The sequence below is a fragment of the Rothia sp. HMSC071C12 genome, assembly GCF_001813895.1.
In the GTDB taxonomy this organism is placed as follows: Bacteria; Actinomycetota; Actinomycetes; order Actinomycetales; family Micrococcaceae; genus Rothia; species Rothia mucilaginosa.
Genome location: NZ_KV814378.1, coordinates 242,969 through 264,167, shown reverse-complemented (window position 1 = coordinate 264,167; position 21,199 = coordinate 242,969). Strand labels below are relative to the sequence as shown.

The window sequence follows — 21,199 nt, the reverse complement described above, 5'->3', positions numbered from 1 at the left end:
CGCTAACTGATGTGCGGCACGCGCCGCTCACTAAACGTGCGATGTTCGCTTGCGGGTGCATCGCTCACTAACTAACCCGCGTACCCGCTACCGCGCCGGACCTATGGGAGGTCCGGCGGGCGGGGCGCCAAGATTGAAGGAGAAGCCAATGGCACACGTGTGGCAGGGCGTTATCAATGAGTACCGTGACCGTCTGCCTTTCGCAGACGATGTGAAGGCTGTGACCCTGGGCGAGGGTGGTACCCCGCTGATTCACGCGCCGGCACTGTCTGCTGAGACCGGTAACACCGTTTACCTGAAGTTTGAGGGTATGAACCCGACCGGTTCGTTCAAGGACCGCGGTATGACCAGCGCGATGACCGCCGCTAAGCGTGACGGCGCGAAGGCTGTTGTGTGTGCTTCGACCGGTAACACTTCCGCGTCGGCTGCTGCGTACGCTCTGCAGGCTGGTATGCGCTGTGCGGTGCTGGTTCCGGACGGCAAGATTTCTATGGGTAAGCTGTCTCAGGCTATCGCTCACGGTGCTGACATCATTCAGATTGACGGCAACTTCGATAACTGCCTGGAGATTGCTCGCAAGCTCAGCGAGAACTACCCGGTGTTCCTGGTGAACTCGGTCAACCCCTACCGTATTGAGGGCCAGAAGACCGGTTCGTTTGAGGTTGTTGACACCCTGGGTGACGCTCCCGATTACCACCTGCTGCCGGTTGGCAACGCGGGTAACATTACCGCGTACTGGAAGGGCTACAAGGAGTACTCGGAGCCTTACACCAACCGTGACGGTGAGGTTCTGGAGCCGGTTGCGACCAAGCGCCCGATTATGTGGGGCTTCCAGGCTGCCGGTGCTGCACCGATCGTTGCTGGTCACCCGATTGAGGCTCCTGAGACCATTGCGACCGCGATCCGTATCGGTAACCCCGCGTCGTGGGAGAAGGCTGAAGCTGCTCGTGACGAGTCTGGCGGCGTGATTGAGGCTGTCACCGATGAGGAGATTCTGGAGGCGCACCGATGGTTGTCTGCCCGCGAGGGTGTCTTCGTGGAGCCGGCTTCAGCTGCTGGTGTTGCGGGTCTGCTGAAGAAGCACCGCGCCGGTGAAGCTCCCGAGGGTAAGACCATCGTGATTACTGTGACCGGTCACGGCCTGAAGGACCCGCAGTGGGCTCTTGAGGCTGTTAACGGTGTGAAGGTTGAGCCGACTAAGGCTCCCTTCGACGTGGTTGCTGTGGCAGATATTCTTGATTTGAACTAGTCTGTTCATACTACGATGTGCACTCCGTCCCGTGTTTGCGGGGCGGGGTGCACCTGCATGACAGCCCTTTTTGTATCTTTCACCTATTCACTCATTACGTCACCGATCGCGAGGTTCTTCTCATGTCTTCCCTGCATATTTCTGATATTCCGGTGGGCGCGTCCGTTAAGGTTCGTGTTCCCGCTACGAGCGCTAACCTGGGCCCCGGCTATGACAGCATGGGTTTGGGTCTTGGCTTCTATGATGAGCTGGTTGTTGAGCGTATTGAATCCGGTCTGGAGTTTGAGCTCAGCGGTGAGGGTAGCGCGGATGTTCCTCGCGATGAGAGCCACCTGGTTTTGCAGGCGATGAAGGCTGGTTTTGCGGCGGCTGGTTTGGATGAGCTGCCGCCGGTGAAGCTGATTGCCGATAATAAGATTCCGCATTCTCGCGGTATGGGTTCTTCGGCGTCGGCTATTGTGGCGGGTGTGGCTGCGGCGAGCGGTCTGCTGCCGGAAGAGCACCGTCTGAGCCGTGAGCAGATGCTGCAGGTCGCCTCCGATATGGAGGGCCACCCGGATAACGTGGCTCCGGCGATTTACGGCAACCTGTCGGTGTCTTGGGGTGAGATGGGTAACTGGAAGACCCTGATTATTCCGGTGCATCCTGAGGTTCACCCCGTGGTGGCTGTGCCCGATTATGAGGTGTCGACGAAGCTTGCTCGTTCGCTGATTCCTGCGCAGATGCCCCACGTTGAGGCGGTGGCGAACTCGGCTCGTGCGGCGCTGCTGGTGCGCACTCTCTCTGATGCTCCCGAGTACCTGATGGATGCGACCGTGGATTACCTGCATCAGGGGTACCGCGTGACCGCGATGGAGCCGTCGGCTGCGCTGGTTGCGTACCTGCGCAGTCAGGGTTTTGCGGCGGTGATTTCTGGTGCTGGCCCGACCGTTTTGACCTTTGCGCGCGGCGACGAGCAGGTGCGACAGGTTCAAGAGGCGATTGCCGAGTTTGAGGCGACTCACCCTGGTAGCGCTATTGCGGATCGCCGCTTGAACTGGCGGGTTCTTCCCCTTGAAATTGACACTGAAGGTGTTATAGTTACTCAGTAGGACGTTATTAGTTCGTCCTATGTTGAGGTTCGCCCGTCGTTCAATGTAGACCGTCGATACTATCCTTCGTAACGTACTTCCGTTTCCCTGATGCCTCAGATGCTTTTGTATCTGGGCGGGAGCCGGCAAGGTTCGGGGGAGTGCCTTTGGGATTCACGTCTTTCTTTATTTCTGACGCATAGGGGAAGACTTTTCTGAGGGTTCGGTTTCGCGGCGGGTGCCCTTTCAAAGTGACCAATCCGTCCTCTTCATCTCGTGCAGATGGTTCTATAGATGATGGTTTGGGCTTGCCCACATTTGTGATAGAGCGCCTTATCTTCCGTGTGTGCTCGCTGTGTCTGAATCAGCGGGTACGGTAAGAGACGCGAACCGCCTCCAGTGCGGTTCGAGGGAGTCGAAGGTGCAGACTGCTGTTTTCTTTCGGCAGTGTCTAAACCTTTGACCGCGCTATAGCGCCCGCCCGATCTTTATTCTGAAGATTTTCAGGGCTTATAACCAAAGGAATTGTAGTTGGCAAAGAATATTGTTGTCACCGATGAGTACGGTACGGCAGCTGCCGCACCGGAACTTGCGAACTTGAAGGTCGCGCAGCTGCGTGTCCTCGCCCAGCAGCTTGGTATCCGCGGCTATCTGAAGTTGAAGAAGGCCGAGCTGGTTCAGGCTCTTGAGGAGCATCAGCGTGGTGGCGCCGTAGCCGCTCCTGCTGCGCCCAAGTCTGAGGCTGCTGCTGAATCTGCTGATACCCCCGCTGCTGAGACGACTGAAGAGTCTAAGCCTCGCCGTACCCGCCGTACCCGCGCCCAGAAGGACGCCGAGGCGAAGGCTGAGAAGACTGCTGCGAAGGCTGAGAAGACCGAAAACGCTGAGGCTGCTGAAGCCCCCGCTGAGGGCGTTGAGAAGGCTGAAAAGGCTGAGAAGCGTACCCGCTCTTCTCGTTACGAGACTCCCGCTCAGAAGCGTGCGCGCGCTCGCCGTGCCGCTGAGGGTGAGGACGCATCGGCTGAGAAGTCCGAGAAGACTGAGAACAACGAGAAGCCGGAGAAGCGTACCCGCCGCACCCGCACCCGTAAGGACGAGAAGCCTGCTGAGCTTCCTCCGCTGGATGTGCGCGCTGAGCTGGCTGCTGAGCGTATCGGCGAGCGTGCGGAGCAGGTTGACCTGCCCGGTAACTCTGCTGAGCTGAAGGCTACTACCGCTGACGGCACCGCGAGCCTGGACAGCCTGAACGCTGCCCTGGACATGACTTTTGGCACCCCCGACGGTGAGAAGAGCTCGAAGCGTACCCGCACCCGTGAGCGTCGCCGCGACCAGGACGGTGAGCGTACCGAGCGTCGCACTAAGCGTGACCGTCAGGCTGAGCGTGCAGAGCGCAACACTGAGCGTAGTGAACGTGCCGAGCGTAAGGCTGCTGAGCGTGCAGAACGCGCAGAGCGTGCCGAGCGCACCGAGCGTACTGAGCGCCGTTCCAAGCGCGACCGTCAGGCTGAGCGTGCTGAGAAGCAGGCTCGCCGCCGCGAGGAGAATGAGCCTCGCCTGAGCGAAGACGATGTGCTGGCACCGATTTCGGGTGTTCTGGACATTCTCGACAACTACGCTTTCGTGCGTACCACCGGCTACCTGCCCGGCACCAACGACGTGTACGTCTCCCTGGCTCAGGTGAAGAAGTACAACCTGCGTAAGGGTGACCACGTGCTCGGCGCGATTCGCGTGCCGCGTGAGGGTGAGTCGAACAGCCGCCAGCGTTTCAACGCGCTGGTTCAGGTTGAGGCGATTAACGGTCAGAGCGTTGAGGAAGCAGCGAACCGCCGCGTCTTCTCGAAGCTGACTCCGCTGTATCCCAAGGAGCGTCTGCGCCTGGAGACCACCCCGAAGAAGCTGGGCACCCGCGTGGTGGACCTGGTGTCCCCGATCGGTAAGGGTCAGCGTGGTCTGATTGTGTCCCCGCCGAAGGCGGGTAAGACCCTCATGCTGCAGTCCATTGCGAACGCGATTACTGTGAACAACCCGGACGTGTACCTGATGATGGTCCTGGTGGATGAGCGTCCTGAAGAAGTGACCGATATGCAGCGCACCGTCAAGGGTGAGGTTATTGCCTCGACCTTCGACCGTCCCGCTGAGGATCACACCACTGTGGCTGAGTTGGCTATTGAGCGTGCGAAGCGTATGGTGGAGCTCGGCTACGATGTGGTCGTGCTGCTGGACTCCATGACCCGCCTGGGCCGCGCATACAACCTGGCGGCTCCCGCATCCGGTCGTATCCTGTCCGGTGGTGTGGATTCTGCTGCACTGTACCCGCCGAAGAAGTTCTTCGGTGCTGCCCGCAACATTGAAGAGGGCGGCTCGCTGACCATTCTGGCTACCGCGCTGGTTGAGACCGGTTCGAAGATGGATGAAGTGATCTTCGAAGAGTTCAAGGGCACCGGTAACATGGAGCTGCGCCTGTCCCGTCAGCTGGCGGATAAGCGTATCTTCCCGGCGGTTGATATTAATGCTTCTGGTACTCGCCGCGAGGAGAACCTGCTCTCCCCGGATGAGATCAAGATTATGTGGGGTCTGCGCCGTGCCCTGGCGGGTATGGAACCCGAGCAGGCTCTGGGTGTTCTGACCAACCAGCTGCGTAAGACTGAAAGCAACGTGGAGTTCCTTCTGACGGTTCAGAAGAACGGTCTGCGTCTGGTCGACTAAGGCTCGTATCTCACGCGCCCCACCTCCTCATTGTGGGTGGGGCGCGTGAGCCGTTCGTTTTGTGCATCCCCGTTGTGAGGGGTGTGAGATGTCTAGTGCCTGCCCGTGCGGCGTAAAGTGCGGGAGATGGAAGAGAGAACAGAATGTTTGAATCTATTCAGGTTCTGCTGGATGAGCACGCTGACCTGCAGAATCAGCTGGCTGACCCCGCCGTGCAGGCGAATCAGGGTAAGGCACGCCGTGTGGGCCGCCGCTACGCGGAGCTGACCGGTATTGTGACTGCATACAATAAGTACACTTCGCTGAAGGATGACCTTGAGGCTGCTCGCGAGATGGCTGATGAGGATCCGGATTTCGCGGCGGAGATTCCCGGTCTGGAGGAGGAGCTGGAGGTTGCTCAGGAGAAGCTGCGCCGCCTGCTGATTCCGCGTGACCCGGATGATGGCCGTAACGTCATTCTTGAGGTGAAGGCTGGTGCCGGTGGTGACGAGGCGGCTCTGTTTGCTGGTGACCTGCTGCGCATGTACATGCGTTACGCCGAGCACAAGGGCTGGAAGACTGAGATTATTTCTTCGACCAGCACTGACGTGGGCGGTTATAAGGATGCCCAGATTGCTATTAAGGGCTCCTCGAATGAGCCGGCTGAGGGCGTGTGGGCGCACCTGAAGTATGAGGGTGGTGTGCACCGTGTGCAGCGTGTTCCGGCGACTGAGTCTCAGGGCCGTATTCACACTTCCGCCGCCGGTGTGTTGGTGTTCCCCGAAGTGGATGAGCCCGAGGAAATCGAGATTAACCAGAACGACCTGAAGATTGACGTGTACCGTTCTTCGGGCCCCGGTGGCCAGTCTGTGAACACCACTGACTCGGCGGTGCGTATTACCCACCTGCCGACCGGTATTGTGGTGGCGATGCAGAATGAGAAGTCTCAGCTGCAGAACCGTGAAGCTGCGATGCGCGTTCTGCGTGCGCGACTGCTGGCTCACCAGCAGGAGCAGATTGACGCTGAGAACGCGGCGCACCGTGCTTCGCAGGTGCGTACCATGGACCGTTCGGAGCGTATCCGTACCTACAATTTCCCAGAGAACCGCATTGCGGATCACCGTACCGGCTACAAGGCGTACAACCTGGATGCTGTACTGAATGGTGACCTGGAGCCTGTGGTTCAGTCCGCTATTGAAATGGATGAGGCGCACCGCCTCGCTCAGGTGGGCCAGGAACAGAAGTAGTTCTGTGCAGACGTAGGTTCTGTATATAGACTCTTGTCGATTCACTGAATCGACGTGAGATGTTGGTGAGGGGCTCGCCGCTACGGCGGTGGAGCCCCTTAGCCATATGCTGTGACAGGTTTTGAGCTGTTGAGAGAGCGTAAGGAGAGCTCATGAAGGTGAATGTGCACGACCCGCGCGGGGAAGAACTCGCGCAGGTACTCACGCGCGCCACCGCGGCACTGGCGCAGGTGCCCAGCCCCCGCGTGGACGCCGAGCTCCTCGCCGCGCACCTGCTCTACGACGGTTCGCGCTCGCGCCTACAGCACGCCGCGCTCATGGGGGAGCGGCTCACCCCCGCACAGGTCGCAGAGTACGAGGCGCTGGTCGCCCGCCGCGCCTACCGCGAACCGCTGCAGCACATCACCGGCTCCGCTCCCTTCTACCGCCTAGAACTGGCAGTCGGACCGGGCGTGTTCGTACCCCGCCCCGAGACCGAGCTACTCGTCGAAGAAGCCCTCAAGGTGCTGACCGCACGCACCGATTCGACAACCGGTCAGCTGCGCATCGTCGACCTGTGCACCGGCTCCGGGGCTATCGCGGCGGCAATTAAGAGCGAACTGCCGAACGCCCAGGTGTTCGCGGTGGAACTCTCCGAAGACGCCATCCCCTACACCCGTAAGAACCTGGAGCCGCTCGGCGTACACCTGGTTCAGGGGGACGCCCTCACCGCCCTGCCCGAACTTTCCGGAACCTTCGACGCGGTGCTCTCGAACCCTCCGTACATTCCGCCGGCGAACGTACCCGCCGACCCGGAAGCCGCCCTGCACGACCCGGACATGGCTCTGTACGGCGGGGGAGAGGACGGCATGCAGATGCCCTCCGCGATTGCCGCCCGCGCCTTCGAACTTCTTACCCCCGGCGGTCTGTTCATCATGGAGCACGACGACACCCAGGAAGAAGCCGTCGCCGAGCTGTTGGCACGTGTCGGCTTCGAGGACTGCTACCCGGTGCGTGACCTGAATAATCGTCCGCGTCATAGCGTCGGTTATAAACCGCGCCCACTAGAGCCTTTAGACTAGTAAATGCACCACCTAGCCCGTGCCGGGCTGCATGAAGGCAACGCGTCCGCCCCAGTAGTCAGCTCAGTAGCCAGCTCAGAGCCGGCGAAATACGGTGAACCCCCGGAAGAGTGCTTCCACATGGCGCGTTGTGGGTGCCGGTGTCTCGCCGCATCCAGAAAAACATGAGAGAATAAGACCCGTGACTGCAAAGCTGTACCCCGTAACGACTGAAACTGAGACCCGCGAGGCCATTGAAGCTGCCCGCGAGGCGCTGAAGGCGCACGACACGATTGTGATGCCCACCGATACCGTCTACGGTATTGCCGCCGATGCTTTCTCGCATCAGGGCGTTGCCAAGCTGCTGGCAGATAAGGGCCGCGACCGCACCATGCCGCCGCCCGTGCTGATCTTTGATCTTGCTGCGCTCGCTGGCGTGGTCGACGACGTTCCGAACGATATTTACGATCTGGGTGGTCGCTTCTGGCCCGGCGCGCTGACTATGATTCTTCACGCGTACCCGTCACTGAGCTGGGATTTGGGTGAGACCCGCGGTACTGTTGCCGTGCGTGTTCCCGATGATGAGTTCGCCCTGAAGCTGCTGACTGAGCACGGTCCGCTGGCGGTTTCGAGCGCGAACAAGACCGGTCAGGAAGCCGCACTGGATGCGCAGACCGCCATGGATTCGCTGGGTGAGGATGTCGCCGTGGTGATTGATGGTGGCGCTCGTCCTAAGCCGCTTGAGTCTGAGCCGAATGAGGACGGCGTGGTTGTGGTGACTGAGCGTGACCCGGCACCGTCGACGATTCTGGATTGCACCTCCTTCCCCTACGTGGTGGTTCGTGAGGGCGCAATTTCAGTGGAGGAGCTGCGTGAGGTCGTTCCGACCATTCTGACTCGTGCGGAGGCTGACGAGCAGGCAGCTCGTAAGGTTGAGGAAGCTGAGACTGCTTCTTCTGCGCCGTCTGAGTCGACTCCTTCTGAGCGTGCTCTGGATGAGCAGGCTGACCTGGATGAGGCGTACGAGCAGTGGGACAGCACCCACACTGTGAGCGGTGAGCCTGCTCGTCGCGCTTCGGCACCGGTTGCCGGTTCTGTCGCTGCGTCTCTGCTGGGCGCTACTTCGGCTCTGTCTTCTGCTTTCAGCACTGGCGTGGATCAGGAGCGTTCGCGCGGCTACCGTGACAACACTCCGAAGCCGGTTCGTGCGGATGAGCCGCAGACCCACCCGGTTCCTGCTGATACTGCTCGCGCGCTGGTCTTTGGCGAGTCGAAGATTGAGACTGCCGCTCAGAGTGCACCCGCTCAGAGCGAGGCTAAGCCGGCAGAAGCTAAGGCTGAAGACGCTAAGACTGAGGCTACCAAGACTGAAGCTGAGGCAAAGACCGAGCAGAAGGATGCCCCGGAGGACCACCTCTAAACCTCTGCGGGTTATAGCGCTCGGGTATAAATCTCGGAGCATAAAAACGTATAGGGAACCCCCGATATATCGTTCAGATATATCGGGGGTTCCCTTTCGTTATGAGTCCTACAGGTTATGCGCTCCTGGGCTGCGTGCCTCAGGTTGTGCGCTGCTAGGGGCGCACGTACGCTACCTAGTTCTTGTCGAAGCGGCGGTCCTTCTTCTTACCCAGCGCGGTGTGGGCGTTGCGCAGTACTTCACGCACGCGAGGGGTGGGCAGAAGGTTGTTTTCGCGTGCCCAGGAGTCGTCGATGCCCTGGCCGAACCACATGACCTCGACCTTACGCACGGAGCCTGCGAACTTGTCATTCATCAGCTCGGAGACGGTGTAGCCCGCCTTGACGGCTGCGCGGCAGAGCCACTCGGGCAGGCGGCGCGGGTGGCGGCGACCAGCATCCACGGACGCGGAGGCAACGGTTGCGCCTTCCCAGGGCTGCAGCACGATGGTGGGTAGCTCGCCGGGGAAGGTGCCGAGCATGACCACGAATTCTGCGAGGGCGTGCACGCTGGAAACCGGGGACTTGCCGGTGCCAGCACCGGCAACGGAGGCAAAGGGGGAGGAGGCCATCTTGGCGAAGAGCTCGGTGGTGCGTCGGCCGCGGCCCTGCACGCTGGTTGCGCGCAGGATGCACAGTTCGGGTGCGCAGTCGGGGTGCCCTTCGAGGAAGTAGTCCTGCAGGTCGAGCAGCGCTTCTTCGCCGAGTGCCTTGGAGAAGGAGTAGGCGCTGAACGGGTTGGTCTCTTCGGAAGCATCTAGCACGAGGCGCGGGCCCTGCACAGCTGCGGAGGAGAGGTGGATGACGCGGCGCACGCCGGTGCGCTGCGCGGCGATGGCAATCACGGCGGGAAGCAGGGCGTTTGCGCCGACGAGCGGAGGTAGATCCTGCATATTGGGCGCTGCGAGGCCCGCAGCGTTGACGACGACCTGCGCGCCTGCGAAGGCTTCTGCGAGGGAGTCGATGATGCCTTCAAGCTGGTCTGCTTCGTCGATGATGCTGTCTACGTCGAGGGCTCGGGTTGCGAGTCGAGGTGCCTCAATGGGGTCGACGCTGATACCTTCTGCGTTTAGACGCGCGACGATGGAGGAACCAACGAAGCCGCTGGCGCCAATGACTTTCCACTTGGATTCGGACATCTCTTTTACCTCTCACGAGCCCGCGTACGTTGCGGGGAAAAATGGGGTCATTTCAACTTTCCCATATTTGAACAGTTTATGGGGAATTTGTGGGTTTTTATTCGGTCTCTGGTCGTTTTTTCGCACGGGGTGCACAGCGCAAACACAGGCTGTGAAGCTGGTAGCTTGATGGATACCCAAAACTGGGTGTGCGGGTGCGTCCGCTATGCGGATAAATCAACTGAATTCGGTTGTTTATTTGTCATAAAGTGCGTCTTTTGAGGTGATGGTTCACTCTCTAGTGGAGACCGCAGGTAGAATATTTTCTTTGAGTGATATATCCACACGGTTGAATACCGCGGGCGCGAGAAACACCATAAGCGCCCAGCTCGGTATGGGTATATCGCGTACCGGCTGATTCAGGCGCATCGCGCCACGGAGGGAGAACTTATGGCAGAAAAGTACAGCGACGTGACCGCTTTTGCCCAGCCTTCTTCCGATCAGTCTTCTTCTCACAATTCTTTGAATGAGTATCCCCGCACGGTTGCCGTGGTGGTGACTTATAACCGTGAGGACCTGCTGCCGAAGACCCTTGCTGGTATCGCTTCTGGTGAGCGTGTGCCTGCGGCGGTGGTGATTGTTGATAACGCCTCCACGGACGGTACTGCTGAGTATCTGCGTGCCCTGGACTACGAGCTACCGGTGGATTGCATCCGCCTGGAGAGCAATATGGGCGGTGCTGGCGGTTTCGCGGTGGGTATTGATCGCGCCCTGGAACGCCATAACCCGGATCTGGTGTGGGTTATGGATGATGACACCGAGCCGACCGAGAACACTCTGTCGGAGGCGGTTGCCGCCTGGCTGAACTATTCGCCGGTGCCTTCGCAGCGCCCCGCGGTGGTGGCGTCTCGTGTGGTGTGGACGAACGGCGAGGACCACCCGATGAACACTCCGCGCACGATGTTTGCGGCGGGTCAGCAGCGTTATGCTCGTGCGCAGGCGGTGAGTGCCCGTCCGATTCGTAGCGCCTCGTTCGTGTCGATTCTGATGGACGCGCAGGCTATTCGCCGTAATGGTGGTTTGCCGATTGCTGAGTTCTTCATTTGGAATGATGACTTCGAGTTTTCGACTCGTCTGATTCATCACCGTGACGGCATTGCGGTGCCTTCTTCTGTGGCTAAGCACCACACGAAGACTTTTGGTACGACGAACGCTGACCCGGGCCCGCGTTTCTATAACGATGTGCGCAATAAGCTGTGGGTCTTTACCCGTTCGCGTACCCTGAACCCGCTGGAGAAGCTGTTGTACGGTGGCTCGTCGGCGCGCCTGTGGATTTCTACTGTTCTGCGTACTGATGACCGCCGCACCTACCTGGGGTATTTCCTCAATGGTGTGCGTGATGGTTTGCGTGCGCCTCGCCCGAATGCTCAGGTGCTTGAGGGCATTTACCCGCTGACTTTCCCCGGCCGCTACGGCGTGCCGGCATCCGCTGAAAGCCCCGCTGATTCTGAGAAGGCGCGTGGTTGCGTGAGCTCTGTACCCGATTTCTCGGTGCTGATGAGCGTGTACGCGAAGGAGAACCCCGCCTATCTGGACCAGGCGTTGGAGTCAAATCTTCTGAACCAGACGGTGCGTCCTTCCGAGCTGGTTTTGGTGAAGGACGGTCCGCTGACCCCCGAGCTGGATGCCGTGGTGGACCGCTGGGTTCAGCGCGCCGAGAATCTGGATTGCCCGCCGATTCAGGTGGTGGAGCTGGCTCAGAATGTTGGTTTGGCGGAGGCGCTGAACGCCGGTCTGCAGGCGTGTTCGTATGAGCTGGTGGCTCGTGCTGATTCTGATGATCTGTCTGAGCCGACTCGTTTTGCGCGTCTGATTCCTGCCCTGGTGCAGGGCGGCTACACGGTGCTGGGCTCTGCCATGCTTGAGGTGAATGAGAGCAATACTGCGGTGGAGTCGACCCGCGAGGCGATTGTTGAGTCCGAGCGTCTGCTGCGCGCGATGGATTCGCGTAACCCGATTTATCACCCGTCGGTGGCGTTCGTGAAGAGTGCCGTGCAGCAGCTGGGCGGTTACGAGTTCGTGCCCGGCGCTGAGGATTGGTGGCTGTGGATGCGTCTGCGCGATGCCGGCTACCGTCTGGGCAATATCCCCGAGGCTCTGGTGCGTTACCGCGTGGGTGCGGGCGCGTACACGAAGCGTGGGGGAGTGGACGCCTGGTTGCAGGATGTGGCGATTCAGCGTCGACTGTACACCGGTCACGGTATTTCTAAGCTTCAGTGGGCTCAGAATATGGCGGTGCGTAGTGTGTACCGTTTTGTTCCTGAGCAGGCGCGCCGTTCGGCGTTTCGTGCGTTGTCGTCGTTGACGGCTCGTGCTTCTTCTCGTTCTTCTGGTACCGCATCTGAAGGAGGCATGTAGTGGCTCAGTTGAAACCTCACGCTCATGTGGTGATGCGGAAGGCGGCTCAGCGCGGCACGATGGTGACGGAGGGTGACTCTGGCACGATGCTGGTGAACCGCCTGTATGAGCGTAAGCCGTGGTGGCTGATTGCGCAGGCTCTGATCGATTCGAGCGCGTGGCTGCTGGCGGTTTTGTTCGCGTACATGCTCCGCTATAGTGTGCTGCTCAGTAACGGTTCGGTGTTCGATATTATTCACCCGGCGTCGTTGACGATGACCGCTACGTTGGCTGTGGTGTTGCACCTGGTCATTGGTCTGGCGGGTGTGAAGATTTATAACGGCGTGTATTCGTACGGTTCGTTTGACGAGTCCTGGCGTGCCGGCGCGGCTGCTTTGAGCGCGGGTGCGGCGTTGACTGCTTTCTCCTTTGTGGATGAGCTGTTGGGTCTGCCCCATATGCCGCATAGTGTGCCTGCGATTGCGGCGGCATTTAGCCTGATTATGATGGCGGGCGCCCGCATGGCGAAGCGCGTCTACACTGAGCGTGGTGCGGTGCGTGAGCTGACCGGTGAGCCGGTGATTGTGTACGGTGCCGGTTTTATTGGCGGCATGGTCATGGATTCGATGCTGCACGATGAGGATGCGAAGCTTCGCCCGGTTGCGGTCTTCGATGATGACCAGCTGAAGGCTGGTACGAAGTTCCACGGCATTTCGGTGATTACGACTTACCGCGAGCTGGAGCAGGTGATTCGTGAGTCGGGTACCCGTAAGATTCTGGTGACGATTTCGGATATGTCGGAGGATTACTTCGAGTCCTTCTGCAACCGCATGCGTAAGCTTAAGGTTGAGGTTCAGCGTATTAGTAGCGCGAATGCTCGACTGATGGGTGAGCGTCTGATTACCGCGAGCGATAACGACCTGATGCGCGTGATTCGTGGCGAGATTAACTACGATATTGACCGCGATATTCTGCGTTCGTACCTGCACGGTAAGCGCGTGCTGGTTACGGGCGCGGGCGGTTCGATTGGTTCGGAGCTGTGCCGTCAGATTAGCGAGTTTGGCCCTGAGACTCTCATGATGCTTGATCATGATGAGACTCTGCTGATGGAAACGAAGGTTTCGATTACTCACGAGTCGAGCCTGGACGATGACCGCATCATCCTGGCTGATATTCGTGAGGGTGATAACCTGCTGGAGATTTTCCGTGACCGTCGCCCCGAGGTAGTGTTCCACGCTGCAGCTTTGAAGCATGTGTCGGCGCTGGAGGCGTACCCGCAGGAGGCGTGGAAGACGAACTCTCTGGGTACTCTGAACGTGCTGCGTGCCGCGGAGGCGGTGGGCGTGAAGACCTTCGTGAACGTTTCGACCGATAAGGCTGCGGACCCGAAGACTGCGCTGGGTCAGTCCAAGCGCGTGGCGGAGCGTCTGACCGCGTACTTTGGCGAGAAGACCGGCAACACCTACGTGTCGGTTCGTTTCGGTAATGTGTTTGGTTCGCGCGGTTCGATTAAGCCGCTCTTTACGAAGCAGATTCTCTCGGGTGGTCCGATTACCCTGACCGATAAGCGCGCGACCCGTTACTTCATGCTGATTACCGATGCCTGCCTGCTGGTGATGCTTGCCGGTGCGATTGGTCGCCCGGGTGAGGTCATGGTGCTGGATATGGGTCAGCCGGTCAAGATCCTGGACGTTGCGAAGGCGATGCGCCAGGCGTATGAGCGGTATGACGTGGAGATCAAGGAGATTGGTCTTCGTAAGGGTGAGAAGCTGGATGAGACTCTCTTCGGCGGTACCGAGAAGCTGGTGCCGAGCGAGGAGAACCGGTATATTTCCCGGTCGAGTGCCCCGGCACTTGACCCTGATGAGCTCGATTATGAGCGGTGGATTCAGAACTATCGGGAGCACAGCGGCTATGAACGTCATGGCCTGGAGCGTGCCCCTGATCCGCGTACTCTGGCGGATGCGCAGACGTTCTAATCTTTACGGAAATGACACCGGATGCTGCACTTGCGTGGCAGGTGCGGTATCCGGTGTTTTCTCTTTCTCGGGTGTAGAACATATCAGGACGCAGAATATGCAGAGCGTATGGAGAGATTCTGTACCGTTTAGTCCCGGGCTACTGAAGAGTTCTATAGAATACGAAGTAAACACACACTACGCACACATCGTCCCTAGCCGTGATTCTGGAGCTTGCGTCCAGGGGAGCGGCGCCAATGCTTTGGAGCTGGTATGACCTCCTTTTCTGAGCTGTTGAGTATTTTTGCTCTTGCTTTTGTTTTGGGTGCCCTTTTGCCGTTTGCGGTGCGCCCGATTTTGCACCGCTACAACATGGTGGATGTTCCTAATGAGCGTTCTTCGCATACTGCTCCGACGTACCGCGGTATGGGTTTGGCGACTGCGGCTGCGACCTTTGTTGCGTTTGTGGTGGCTACCCTGTTCGGCTGGACGTACCGTTCTGCTGAGTCTTTGCAGCTGGCGGTGACGATTGCTGCGGCGATTCTGTGCGCTCTCGCCTTGGGGTGGCTGGAGGATATTCGCGGCGTGAGCATTGTGCGTCGTGCGGGCCTGCAGCTGGTCATTGGTCTTCTGGTAAGCGTGAGCTTCGCGACGGTACAGGGCACGAATATTCTGCTGCTGATCCTTGGCGCGATTTTTATTGCCGGCTACATTAACGTGGCGAATTTTATGGACGGCATTAACGGTATTTCTGGTGCTCACGGCCTGGTGGCTGGTTTGGCGTATGCGCTGACCGGTTGGATGGTGAACCTGCCGTGGCTGGCGTTGGCTGGTGTGGCGGTTGCCGGTGCTTTTGCGGCCTTCTTGCCGTGGAATGTGCGCCCGGGTAAGAACGTGTTTTTGGGCGATGCGGGTTCTTATGTTTTGGGCGCGGCGCTGGGCACGTTGGCTGTGGGCGCGTGGTTTGCGGATGTTCCGTTCCTGTTGGCTTTTGCCCCGCTGATGACGTACCTTGCGGACGCGGGTACGACTCTGTTCCGTCGTTTTATGGCGGGGGAGCAGTGGTACAAGCCGCACCGTACTCACACGTATCAGCGTCTGACGGATGTTGGTTTCAGCCACCTTGGTTCGACCGCCGTGGTGACCGGTACGACCATTCTGGTGTGGGTGCTGTTGGCGTTTGCGTCTGATTTGTATGCTGCGGGATCTGTGGTGGCGACCGTGGGCGTGGTTCTTGTGGCTCTTGCCGTGCTGGTGGTGTATCTGCGTATGCCGCAGCTCTTTGGTGGAGATGCTCCTACTTCTACGATTGATCTGTCGAAGCGTTTTGCAGCGGATTTGAAGGGTTCGGCGTCGAAGGCGAAGTCGGCAACTGCGGAGCCTGCTACCGGCTCTTTGACCTCGGCGACTGGCGTTCCGGCGACTCCTGAGAACGTAGAGCCGACCTCGCTGCATCCGGAGCCGATCATGCCGGATTCCGTGAAAGACCGTGCAGATAGCTCTTCTGCTGCTCGCTCCTCTGTTCAGCCTTCTTCTCATCGCAACCGTGGGGAGAAACACTAATGGCTTCTGAGCAGCCTAAATCTCAGGCTCCTGCAGAGCCTCTCTGGAGGCGCGTGGTGGACGTTCTGTGGTATCCGCCGGCGGAGCGCAAGAAGCAGCAGAAACACCGCCGAGAGCGTGCTCAAGCAGGTTTGAAGGCCTCTTCTTTCGAGAGTCAAGAGCTTTCCTGGAAATTTTTGTTCTACAGGGTATCGGCTTACTCTCTGCTGGCTTGGTTGGGCGGTATGATGAGTGCGTACCTGTTTGCGGGCCCCGTGGGCGCGCTAGGAATAACATTGGGCTTTCTGATAATCTATATATGCTTCACTCTGGGCGTATTGGTTATGTTGGTTGCTCCCATTTTCGACTGGGGTGTACCCAAATCGCTGGTGGTGAGCTACCTCGTGAAGATTGCTCTGCTCGGTCTGGTATTGATGTTTGTGCCGTTCCCCGAGAATCTGAGGCACGGTTGGACTCTCGCAGGCGCATGTACCGGCGTGATTCTGTGGATTGTTATTGAAACAGTTAGCATCGCACGACTGAGAATTTTGTACTTCGACACCGACTCGGAAGACCATGGTCGGTAACACGATCGGTGTTTGAAAGGAAAAACGTTTGGCCGAAGAGAAGAAGTGGTGGGACGGAGATAAAAAGCTCCGCACCACCGGAGAATTGGTATCTGACGGAGGTCTCTCCGGTGCAGTCATGTCGATTCTCTATCTGATCATCGGTGTAGCAGTGTGGGGAGGCATCGGTTACCTCGGTGACCTGGTCTTCTCCACCACCTGGCTGGTGTGGGTTGGCGTCTTGATTGGCGCTATTGGAGGTTTGACCCTCGTCTTTACCCACATGACCAGGCAGAATAAAGACCGTTAGGTCATTGAACGCGGACCGCCAGGTCACACATTCATCCATGTAGTTAGCATGTCAGTCGTTTATAGGCAGACATGGGCTCTTGATAGCCACTAGTAGCAAGAAAGGACTTGCTTTGATCGAGAACGGGTTGATCCTCGCGGAAGCCTATGTGCCGCCGACCCCCGAAGACATGCATCTGCCACCCTTCTTCACCATTGGTGATTTCGCTTTCGGTAAGCAGAACGTACTGATTCTGCTGTCCGTGGTGATTATCGCGGTCTTCTTCCTCACCGCAGCACGTAAGCGCGCCATGGTTCCCGGCAAGACTCAGTTCATCGCTGAGTCCGGCTACATGTTTGCTCGTAACTCCCTCGGTAAGGAAACCCTGGGCGTACAGCACTACAAGCCGTTCGTGCCGATTCTGTTCGCCTCCTTCTTCTTCGTTCTGGTGAACAACCTCTACGGTTCGATTCCGTTTGTTCAGTTGCCCACCTTCTCGCACCCCGGTAGCGCCTACGCGCTGGCTGGCGTAGCGTACCTGACCTGGGTTGGCGTTGGTATCAAGCGCAAGGGCCTGGGCGGCTTCTTCAAGGACATCACCATGCCCTCGGGTCTGCCGGTGTGGATTTACCCCATCCTGATCCCGATCGAGTTCTTCTCGAACCTGCTGATTCGTCCCGCAACTCACGCGCTACGTCTCTTCGCGACCATGTTCGGTGGTCACCTGGCGCTGATGGTTGCATCCAGCATGGTGACCTACATGGTTGAGACCCTGGGTGGTATCGGCTACCTGGCTGCTATTGCTCCCGGTGCTCTGGGCCTGTTCCTGTACTTCCTGGAATTCATGATTCAGTGCATCCAGGCTTATGTGTTCGCTCTGCTGCTGGCTGTGTACCTGCAGGGCTCGGTTTCCGAGGGACACTAAACTCTCTAGTTTTTTAGGTTTTCGCGTTCGTCATTGGGCGTGAATAAAGCAACCCACACGTTCACTGTGCGGGCTATTAACTCAAATCAAACTCTGTTCGGTCCGGGTATGTTCCCGGTCGAACACTGTTGAAAGGAAAAATAATGGTTGGTTCCATCACTGCGGTTGGCTACGGTCTGGCAGCTATTGGCGGCGGCATCGGCGTGGGTCTGATCTTCGCGGCATACATGACCAGCGTTGCTCGTCAGCCCGAGTCCCAGAAGACCCTGCAGCCCATGCTGTTCCTGGGCTTCGCACTGGTCGAGGCGCTGGCAATTCTGGGCCTGGTTCTCGTCTTCATCAAGTAACCGGCTCTGCCACATCCTAAACGACCCATCCCATAGAACAGGATTCCCTCCATGATTTATCTGGCAAGCGAAGGGGGAGCGGAGGCAACTTCGAACCCCCTGATTCCCGACGTCGGGGAAATTGTCATTACCCTCATCGGATTCCTGATCCTCTACTACATCGTTGCTAAGTACGTTGTCCCGGCGTTCGAGAAGATCTACCAGGACCGTAAGGAAGCAATCGAAGGTGGCCTTGCCAAGGCCGAGAAGGCACAGGCAGAGGCTGCAGCGGCTCGCGATGAGTACACCCAGCAGCTCGAAAGCGCTCGACTGGAGGCTCAGAAGATTCGTGAAGAGGCACGCGCAGAGGGCGAGGCAATCATTGCCGATGCTCGCGAGCGTGCAACCGCTGAGGCTCAGCGCATTAGCGATAATGCAGCAAAGGCTATCGAGGCAGAGCGTGCGGCAGCAGCAGTGTCCCTCCGTTCCGAGGTTGGCACTCTTGCTACGACCCTTGCCGGCAAGATTGTGGGCGAAGCCCTCAACGATGATGAGCGATCGGCCCGTGTGGTAGATCGTTTTCTTGCTGACCTTGAAACCGAGAAGCAGAACGCAGGTGCGGCTCGGTAATGGCAGGAGTATCTACTGAATCACTGAGCAAGGTGGAAGAGGTGCTGGAAGCTCACGCTTCCCTGCAGCCCCTGAACCTGGCGAGCGAGCTTTTCGCTGTGGTTGATGTTCTCGACCACAACGGCACCCTGCGCCGTGCTGTCACCGATTCTTCGCGTGATGCAGCAGCACGTCAGGGTATCGCTAACACCGTCTTCGGCGGCAAGATCTCTTCGCAGGCTATGGCTGTGCTCACCAATGCGGTGGCTCAGCGCTGGTCTGATGATGCTGATCTGGCGAACGCCCTGGAACGTGCAGCAGTGCTCGCCGTGACCGCATCGGCTCAGTCTCGCGGTGGCGTGGATGCCCTGGACGAGGTGCTCAACGAACTACTCACCTTTGTGCGTACCGTTGATTCCAACGCTCAGGCGCAGGAAGCGCTGTCCGACCATCAGGCAAGCAAAGAAGCAAAGAAGAAGCTCGCCGTGGCGCTCGGTGGCCCCGCCACCACCGCCGAAGGTGTGCTTCTGCTCGAACGAGTTGGCTCCAACCCCCGCGGCCGTCACGCTGCACGGGTAGCCGATGAGTTCGCAGAAATCATCGTCACGCGACAGAACCGTTACATTGCGCGAGTAACTAGCGCGATTGCGCTGTCGCAGGCACAGCTTGAACGTCTCGGTCGCGCGCTCAACGCCGTGTACGGCCGTGAGCTGAAGCTCGACGTTTCGGTGGACCCCGCCGTTCTTGGCGGTCTGCGTGTTCAGGTGGGCGACGAGGTGATCGACGGTACCGTCGAGACCCGCATGTCCGACCTGACTCGTTCCATCGGCTAGCGGCTCAAGCTAGCGACGCTGAACCGTTCGTCGCAACGGTGATTTAGAAGATACCTCGGGTAGCGGGTGCGTGGCTGATGCCTCCTTCGCAGAAGCGGCGGCATTGCCCGCCCGTTCAACCCGAATTGCAAGTTTCGGTTGGTTCCGTTGACGGAACGCAACCACAATGAGAGAGCAGGGACACAAGATGGCCGAACTGACCATCAATGCCGAAGATGTCCGTAATGCGCTGAACGAGTTTGCAGCGTCTTACGAACCCGGCAATGCAGAACGTGTTGAGGTGGGTCGAGTTGTATCGGCCTCCGACGGTATCGCTCGTGTCGAGGGCCTTCCCTCGGTTATGGCGAATGAGCTGCTTCGTTTCGAAGACGGCACCCTCGGCCTCGCACAGAACCTGGATACCCGCAATATTGGTGTGATTGTCCTGGGTGACTTCACCGGTATTGAAGAGGGCCAGGTCGTACACCGCACCGGTGAGGTCCTCTCGGTGCCCGTTGGCGACGCGTACCTCGGTCGCGTTGTTGACCCCCTCGGTAACCCGATCGATGACCTGGGCCCCATTGAGGCTGAAGGTCGCCGTGCACTGGAGCTGCAGGCTCCCGGCGTGACCCAGCGTAAGTCGGTTCACGAACCGCTGCAGACCGGTCTGAAGGCAATTGACTCGATGATTCCGATCGGTCGCGGTCAGCGTCAGCTGATCATTGGTGACCGCCAGACCGGTAAGACCGCTATCGCGATCGACACCATTCTGAACCAGAAGGACAACTGGGCTTCCGGTGACCCCGAGAAGCAGGTTCGATGCATCTACGTGGCTGTTGGCCAGAAGGCATCCACCATTGCAGCTGTCCGCCACACCCTTGAGACTCGCGGCGCGCTGGAGTACACCACCATCGTGGCATCTCCCGCATCCGACGCAGCAGGCTTCAAGTACCTGGCACCCTACACCGGTTCGGCTATCGGCCAGCACTGGATGTACGGTGGCAAGCACGTCCTCATTATCTTCGACGACCTGTCGAAGCAGGCAGAAGCATACCGCGCTGTGTCCCTGCTGCTGCGCCGCCCGCCGGGACGTGAAGCATACCCCGGTGACGTCTTCTACCTGCACTCCCGCCTGCTGGAGCGTTGCGCTAAGCTCTCCGACGACCTGGGCGCAGGTTCGATGACCGGCTTCCCGATCATTGAGACCAAGGCAAACGACGTTTCCGCCTTCATTCCGACCAACGTCATCTCCATTACTGACGGCCAGATCTTCCTGCAGTCCGACCTGTTCAACGCTAACCAGCGTCCGGCAGTCGACGTCGGTATCTCCGTCTCCCGTGTTGGTGGTGCCGCACAGACCAAGGCTATGAAGAAGGTCTCCGGTACCCTGAAGCTGGAGCTGGCACAGTACCGTGCAATGGAAGCGTTCGCAATGTTCGCATCCGACCTGGACGACGCTACCAAGGCACAGCTGACCCGCGGTTCTCGCCTGACCGAGCTGCTGCGTCAGCCGCAGTACACCCCGTACGCAGTTGAAGAGCAGGTTGTCTCCATTTGGGCTGGTACCTCCGGTCACCTCGACGACATCGAGATTTCCGACGTGCTGCGCTTCGAGGAAGGCTTCATCGAGTACCTGCGTCACAAGACCTCGGTACTGACCGATATCGCTTCCTCCGGCAAGCTTGAGGATGACACCGTTGCAGCTCTGAAGTCCGCAGTTGCTGACTTCAAGCAGGGTTTCAAGTCTGAGGGCAGCAGCCACCTCGTCGACGCAGGTCACGAGGAGCACAAGGCAGCTCGCGATAGCGACATCACTCAGGAAACCATCGGTTAGCGATTAGTCCTCGCCTTCTCCCCGCCTCAGCTATGAGGCTGGGGCGGGGCAGAAAGCAAGGAGAAAGGAAGCTC

Annotated in this window: 17 protein-coding genes; 16 read left to right on the top strand and 1 reads right to left on the bottom strand. The window is 58.9% G+C overall.

Going from position 1 to position 21,199, the window contains the following annotated elements:
• The first annotated feature begins 148 nt into the window (after positions 1-148).
• The 6 genes from thrC (at position 149) to HMPREF2942_RS08760 (ending at position 8,711) form a co-directional block, all read left to right on the top strand.
• Entirely contained in the window at positions 149-1,249 is a 1,101-nt protein-coding gene (gene thrC, locus HMPREF2942_RS08785) for a threonine synthase (RefSeq protein WP_049337338.1), read from the top strand.
• A gap of 122 nt (positions 1,250-1,371) precedes the next feature.
• Positions 1,372-2,340 carry a homoserine kinase gene (thrB, locus tag HMPREF2942_RS08780; RefSeq protein ID WP_049357697.1) on the top strand — a complete coding sequence of 323 codons (969 nt, stop codon included), beginning with the start codon at positions 1,372-1,374 and terminating at the stop codon, positions 2,338-2,340.
• Between the two features lie 510 nt (positions 2,341-2,850).
• On the top strand, positions 2,851-5,025 hold the full coding sequence (gene rho / locus HMPREF2942_RS08775) for a transcription termination factor Rho (protein ID WP_049357695.1): 2,175 nt from the start codon (positions 2,851-2,853) through the stop codon (positions 5,023-5,025).
• 143 nt (positions 5,026-5,168) lie between these two features.
• Positions 5,169-6,251, top strand: coding sequence for a peptide chain release factor 1 (gene prfA / locus HMPREF2942_RS08770; RefSeq protein ID WP_005507792.1), 1,083 nt, complete (start codon positions 5,169-5,171; stop codon positions 6,249-6,251).
• A gap of 152 nt (positions 6,252-6,403) precedes the next feature.
• Positions 6,404-7,312 carry a peptide chain release factor N(5)-glutamine methyltransferase gene (gene prmC / locus HMPREF2942_RS08765; protein WP_049340673.1) on the top strand — a complete coding sequence of 303 codons (909 nt, stop codon included), beginning with the start codon at positions 6,404-6,406 and terminating at the stop codon, positions 7,310-7,312.
• A gap of 181 nt (positions 7,313-7,493) precedes the next feature.
• Positions 7,494-8,711 (top strand): L-threonylcarbamoyladenylate synthase, encoded by a 1,218-nt coding sequence (locus tag HMPREF2942_RS08760; RefSeq protein WP_049340671.1) that lies wholly within the window; start codon positions 7,494-7,496, stop codon positions 8,709-8,711.
• Between the two features lie 175 nt (positions 8,712-8,886).
• Here HMPREF2942_RS08760 and HMPREF2942_RS08755 read toward each other — a convergent pair whose 3' ends face one another.
• A complete protein-coding gene (locus HMPREF2942_RS08755) occupies positions 8,887-9,888 on the bottom strand; it encodes an NAD-dependent epimerase/dehydratase family protein (protein ID WP_049358652.1) in 1,002 nt (333 codons plus the stop codon).
• A 429-nt stretch (positions 9,889-10,317) separates the two neighbouring features.
• Here HMPREF2942_RS08755 and HMPREF2942_RS08750 point away from each other — a divergent pair, with 429 nt between their 5' ends.
• The 10 genes from HMPREF2942_RS08750 to atpA all read left to right on the top strand — a co-directional run bounded on the left by HMPREF2942_RS08750 (position 10,318) and on the right by atpA (position 21,125).
• Positions 10,318-12,285 (top strand): glycosyltransferase family 2 protein, encoded by a 1,968-nt coding sequence (locus tag HMPREF2942_RS08750; RefSeq protein ID WP_070678130.1) that lies wholly within the window; start codon positions 10,318-10,320, stop codon positions 12,283-12,285.
• On the top strand, positions 12,285-14,243 hold the full coding sequence (locus tag HMPREF2942_RS08745) for a polysaccharide biosynthesis protein (RefSeq protein ID WP_070688886.1): 1,959 nt from the start codon (positions 12,285-12,287) through the stop codon (positions 14,241-14,243). Before HMPREF2942_RS08750 ends, HMPREF2942_RS08745 begins: the two co-directional genes overlap by 1 nt.
• Positions 14,244-14,495: 252 nt before the next feature.
• Positions 14,496-15,785, top strand: coding sequence for an MraY family glycosyltransferase (locus tag HMPREF2942_RS08740; RefSeq protein ID WP_070688885.1), 1,290 nt, complete (start codon positions 14,496-14,498; stop codon positions 15,783-15,785).
• Entirely contained in the window at positions 15,785-16,351 is a 567-nt protein-coding gene (locus HMPREF2942_RS08735) for a hypothetical protein (RefSeq protein WP_052265079.1), read from the top strand. Before HMPREF2942_RS08740 ends, HMPREF2942_RS08735 begins: the two co-directional genes overlap by 1 nt.
• Before the next feature lie 28 nt (positions 16,352-16,379).
• Positions 16,380-16,640, top strand: a complete 261-nt coding sequence (locus HMPREF2942_RS08730) for a hypothetical protein (RefSeq protein ID WP_049347487.1) — start codon at positions 16,380-16,382, stop codon at positions 16,638-16,640.
• Positions 16,641-16,752: 112 nt separating this feature from the next.
• On the top strand, positions 16,753-17,544 hold the full coding sequence (gene atpB, locus HMPREF2942_RS08725; RefSeq protein WP_049347485.1) for a F0F1 ATP synthase subunit A: 792 nt from the start codon (positions 16,753-16,755) through the stop codon (positions 17,542-17,544).
• A 143-nt stretch (positions 17,545-17,687) separates the two neighbouring features.
• Entirely contained in the window at positions 17,688-17,891 is a 204-nt protein-coding gene (atpE, locus tag HMPREF2942_RS08720; protein ID WP_005506461.1) for an ATP synthase F0 subunit C, read from the top strand.
• Positions 17,892-17,942: 51 nt separating this feature from the next.
• Positions 17,943-18,500 carry a F0F1 ATP synthase subunit B gene (locus HMPREF2942_RS08715; protein ID WP_049326923.1) on the top strand — a complete coding sequence of 186 codons (558 nt, stop codon included), beginning with the start codon at positions 17,943-17,945 and terminating at the stop codon, positions 18,498-18,500.
• Positions 18,500-19,312 carry a F0F1 ATP synthase subunit delta gene (locus HMPREF2942_RS08710; protein ID WP_049354850.1) on the top strand — a complete coding sequence of 271 codons (813 nt, stop codon included), beginning with the start codon at positions 18,500-18,502 and terminating at the stop codon, positions 19,310-19,312. The genes HMPREF2942_RS08715 and HMPREF2942_RS08710 overlap by 1 nt, the downstream gene beginning before the upstream one ends.
• Before the next feature lie 187 nt (positions 19,313-19,499).
• Positions 19,500-21,125 carry a F0F1 ATP synthase subunit alpha gene (atpA, locus tag HMPREF2942_RS08705; protein WP_049354849.1) on the top strand — a complete coding sequence of 542 codons (1,626 nt, stop codon included), beginning with the start codon at positions 19,500-19,502 and terminating at the stop codon, positions 21,123-21,125.
• Positions 21,126-21,199: the final 74 nt, after the last annotated feature.

Excerpts from the sequence above, each read along its gene's own strand:
- HMPREF2942_RS08755 (WP_049358652.1), bottom strand. The coding sequence starts at position 9,888 with ATGTCCGAATCCAAGTGGAAAGTCATTGGCGCCAGCGGCTTCGTTGGT.
- HMPREF2942_RS08740 (WP_070688885.1), top strand. The coding sequence starts at position 14,496 with ATGACCTCCTTTTCTGAGCTGTTGAGTATTTTTGCTCTTGCTTTTGTT.
- atpA (WP_049354849.1), top strand. The coding sequence starts at position 19,500 with ATGGCCGAACTGACCATCAATGCCGAAGATGTCCGTAATGCGCTGAAC.
- HMPREF2942_RS08715 (WP_049326923.1), top strand. The coding sequence starts at position 17,943 with ATGATTTATCTGGCAAGCGAAGGGGGAGCGGAGGCAACTTCGAACCCC.
- thrB (WP_049357697.1), top strand. The coding sequence starts at position 1,372 with ATGTCTTCCCTGCATATTTCTGATATTCCGGTGGGCGCGTCCGTTAAG.
- HMPREF2942_RS08750 (WP_070678130.1), top strand. The coding sequence starts at position 10,318 with ATGGCAGAAAAGTACAGCGACGTGACCGCTTTTGCCCAGCCTTCTTCC.
- HMPREF2942_RS08735 (WP_052265079.1), top strand. The coding sequence starts at position 15,785 with ATGGCTTCTGAGCAGCCTAAATCTCAGGCTCCTGCAGAGCCTCTCTGG.
- atpE (WP_005506461.1), top strand. The coding sequence starts at position 17,688 with ATGGTTGGTTCCATCACTGCGGTTGGCTACGGTCTGGCAGCTATTGGC.
- HMPREF2942_RS08710 (WP_049354850.1), top strand. The coding sequence starts at position 18,500 with ATGGCAGGAGTATCTACTGAATCACTGAGCAAGGTGGAAGAGGTGCTG.
- prfA (WP_005507792.1), top strand. The coding sequence starts at position 5,169 with ATGTTTGAATCTATTCAGGTTCTGCTGGATGAGCACGCTGACCTGCAG.
- thrC (WP_049337338.1), top strand. The coding sequence starts at position 149 with ATGGCACACGTGTGGCAGGGCGTTATCAATGAGTACCGTGACCGTCTG.
- prmC (WP_049340673.1), top strand. The coding sequence starts at position 6,404 with ATGAAGGTGAATGTGCACGACCCGCGCGGGGAAGAACTCGCGCAGGTA.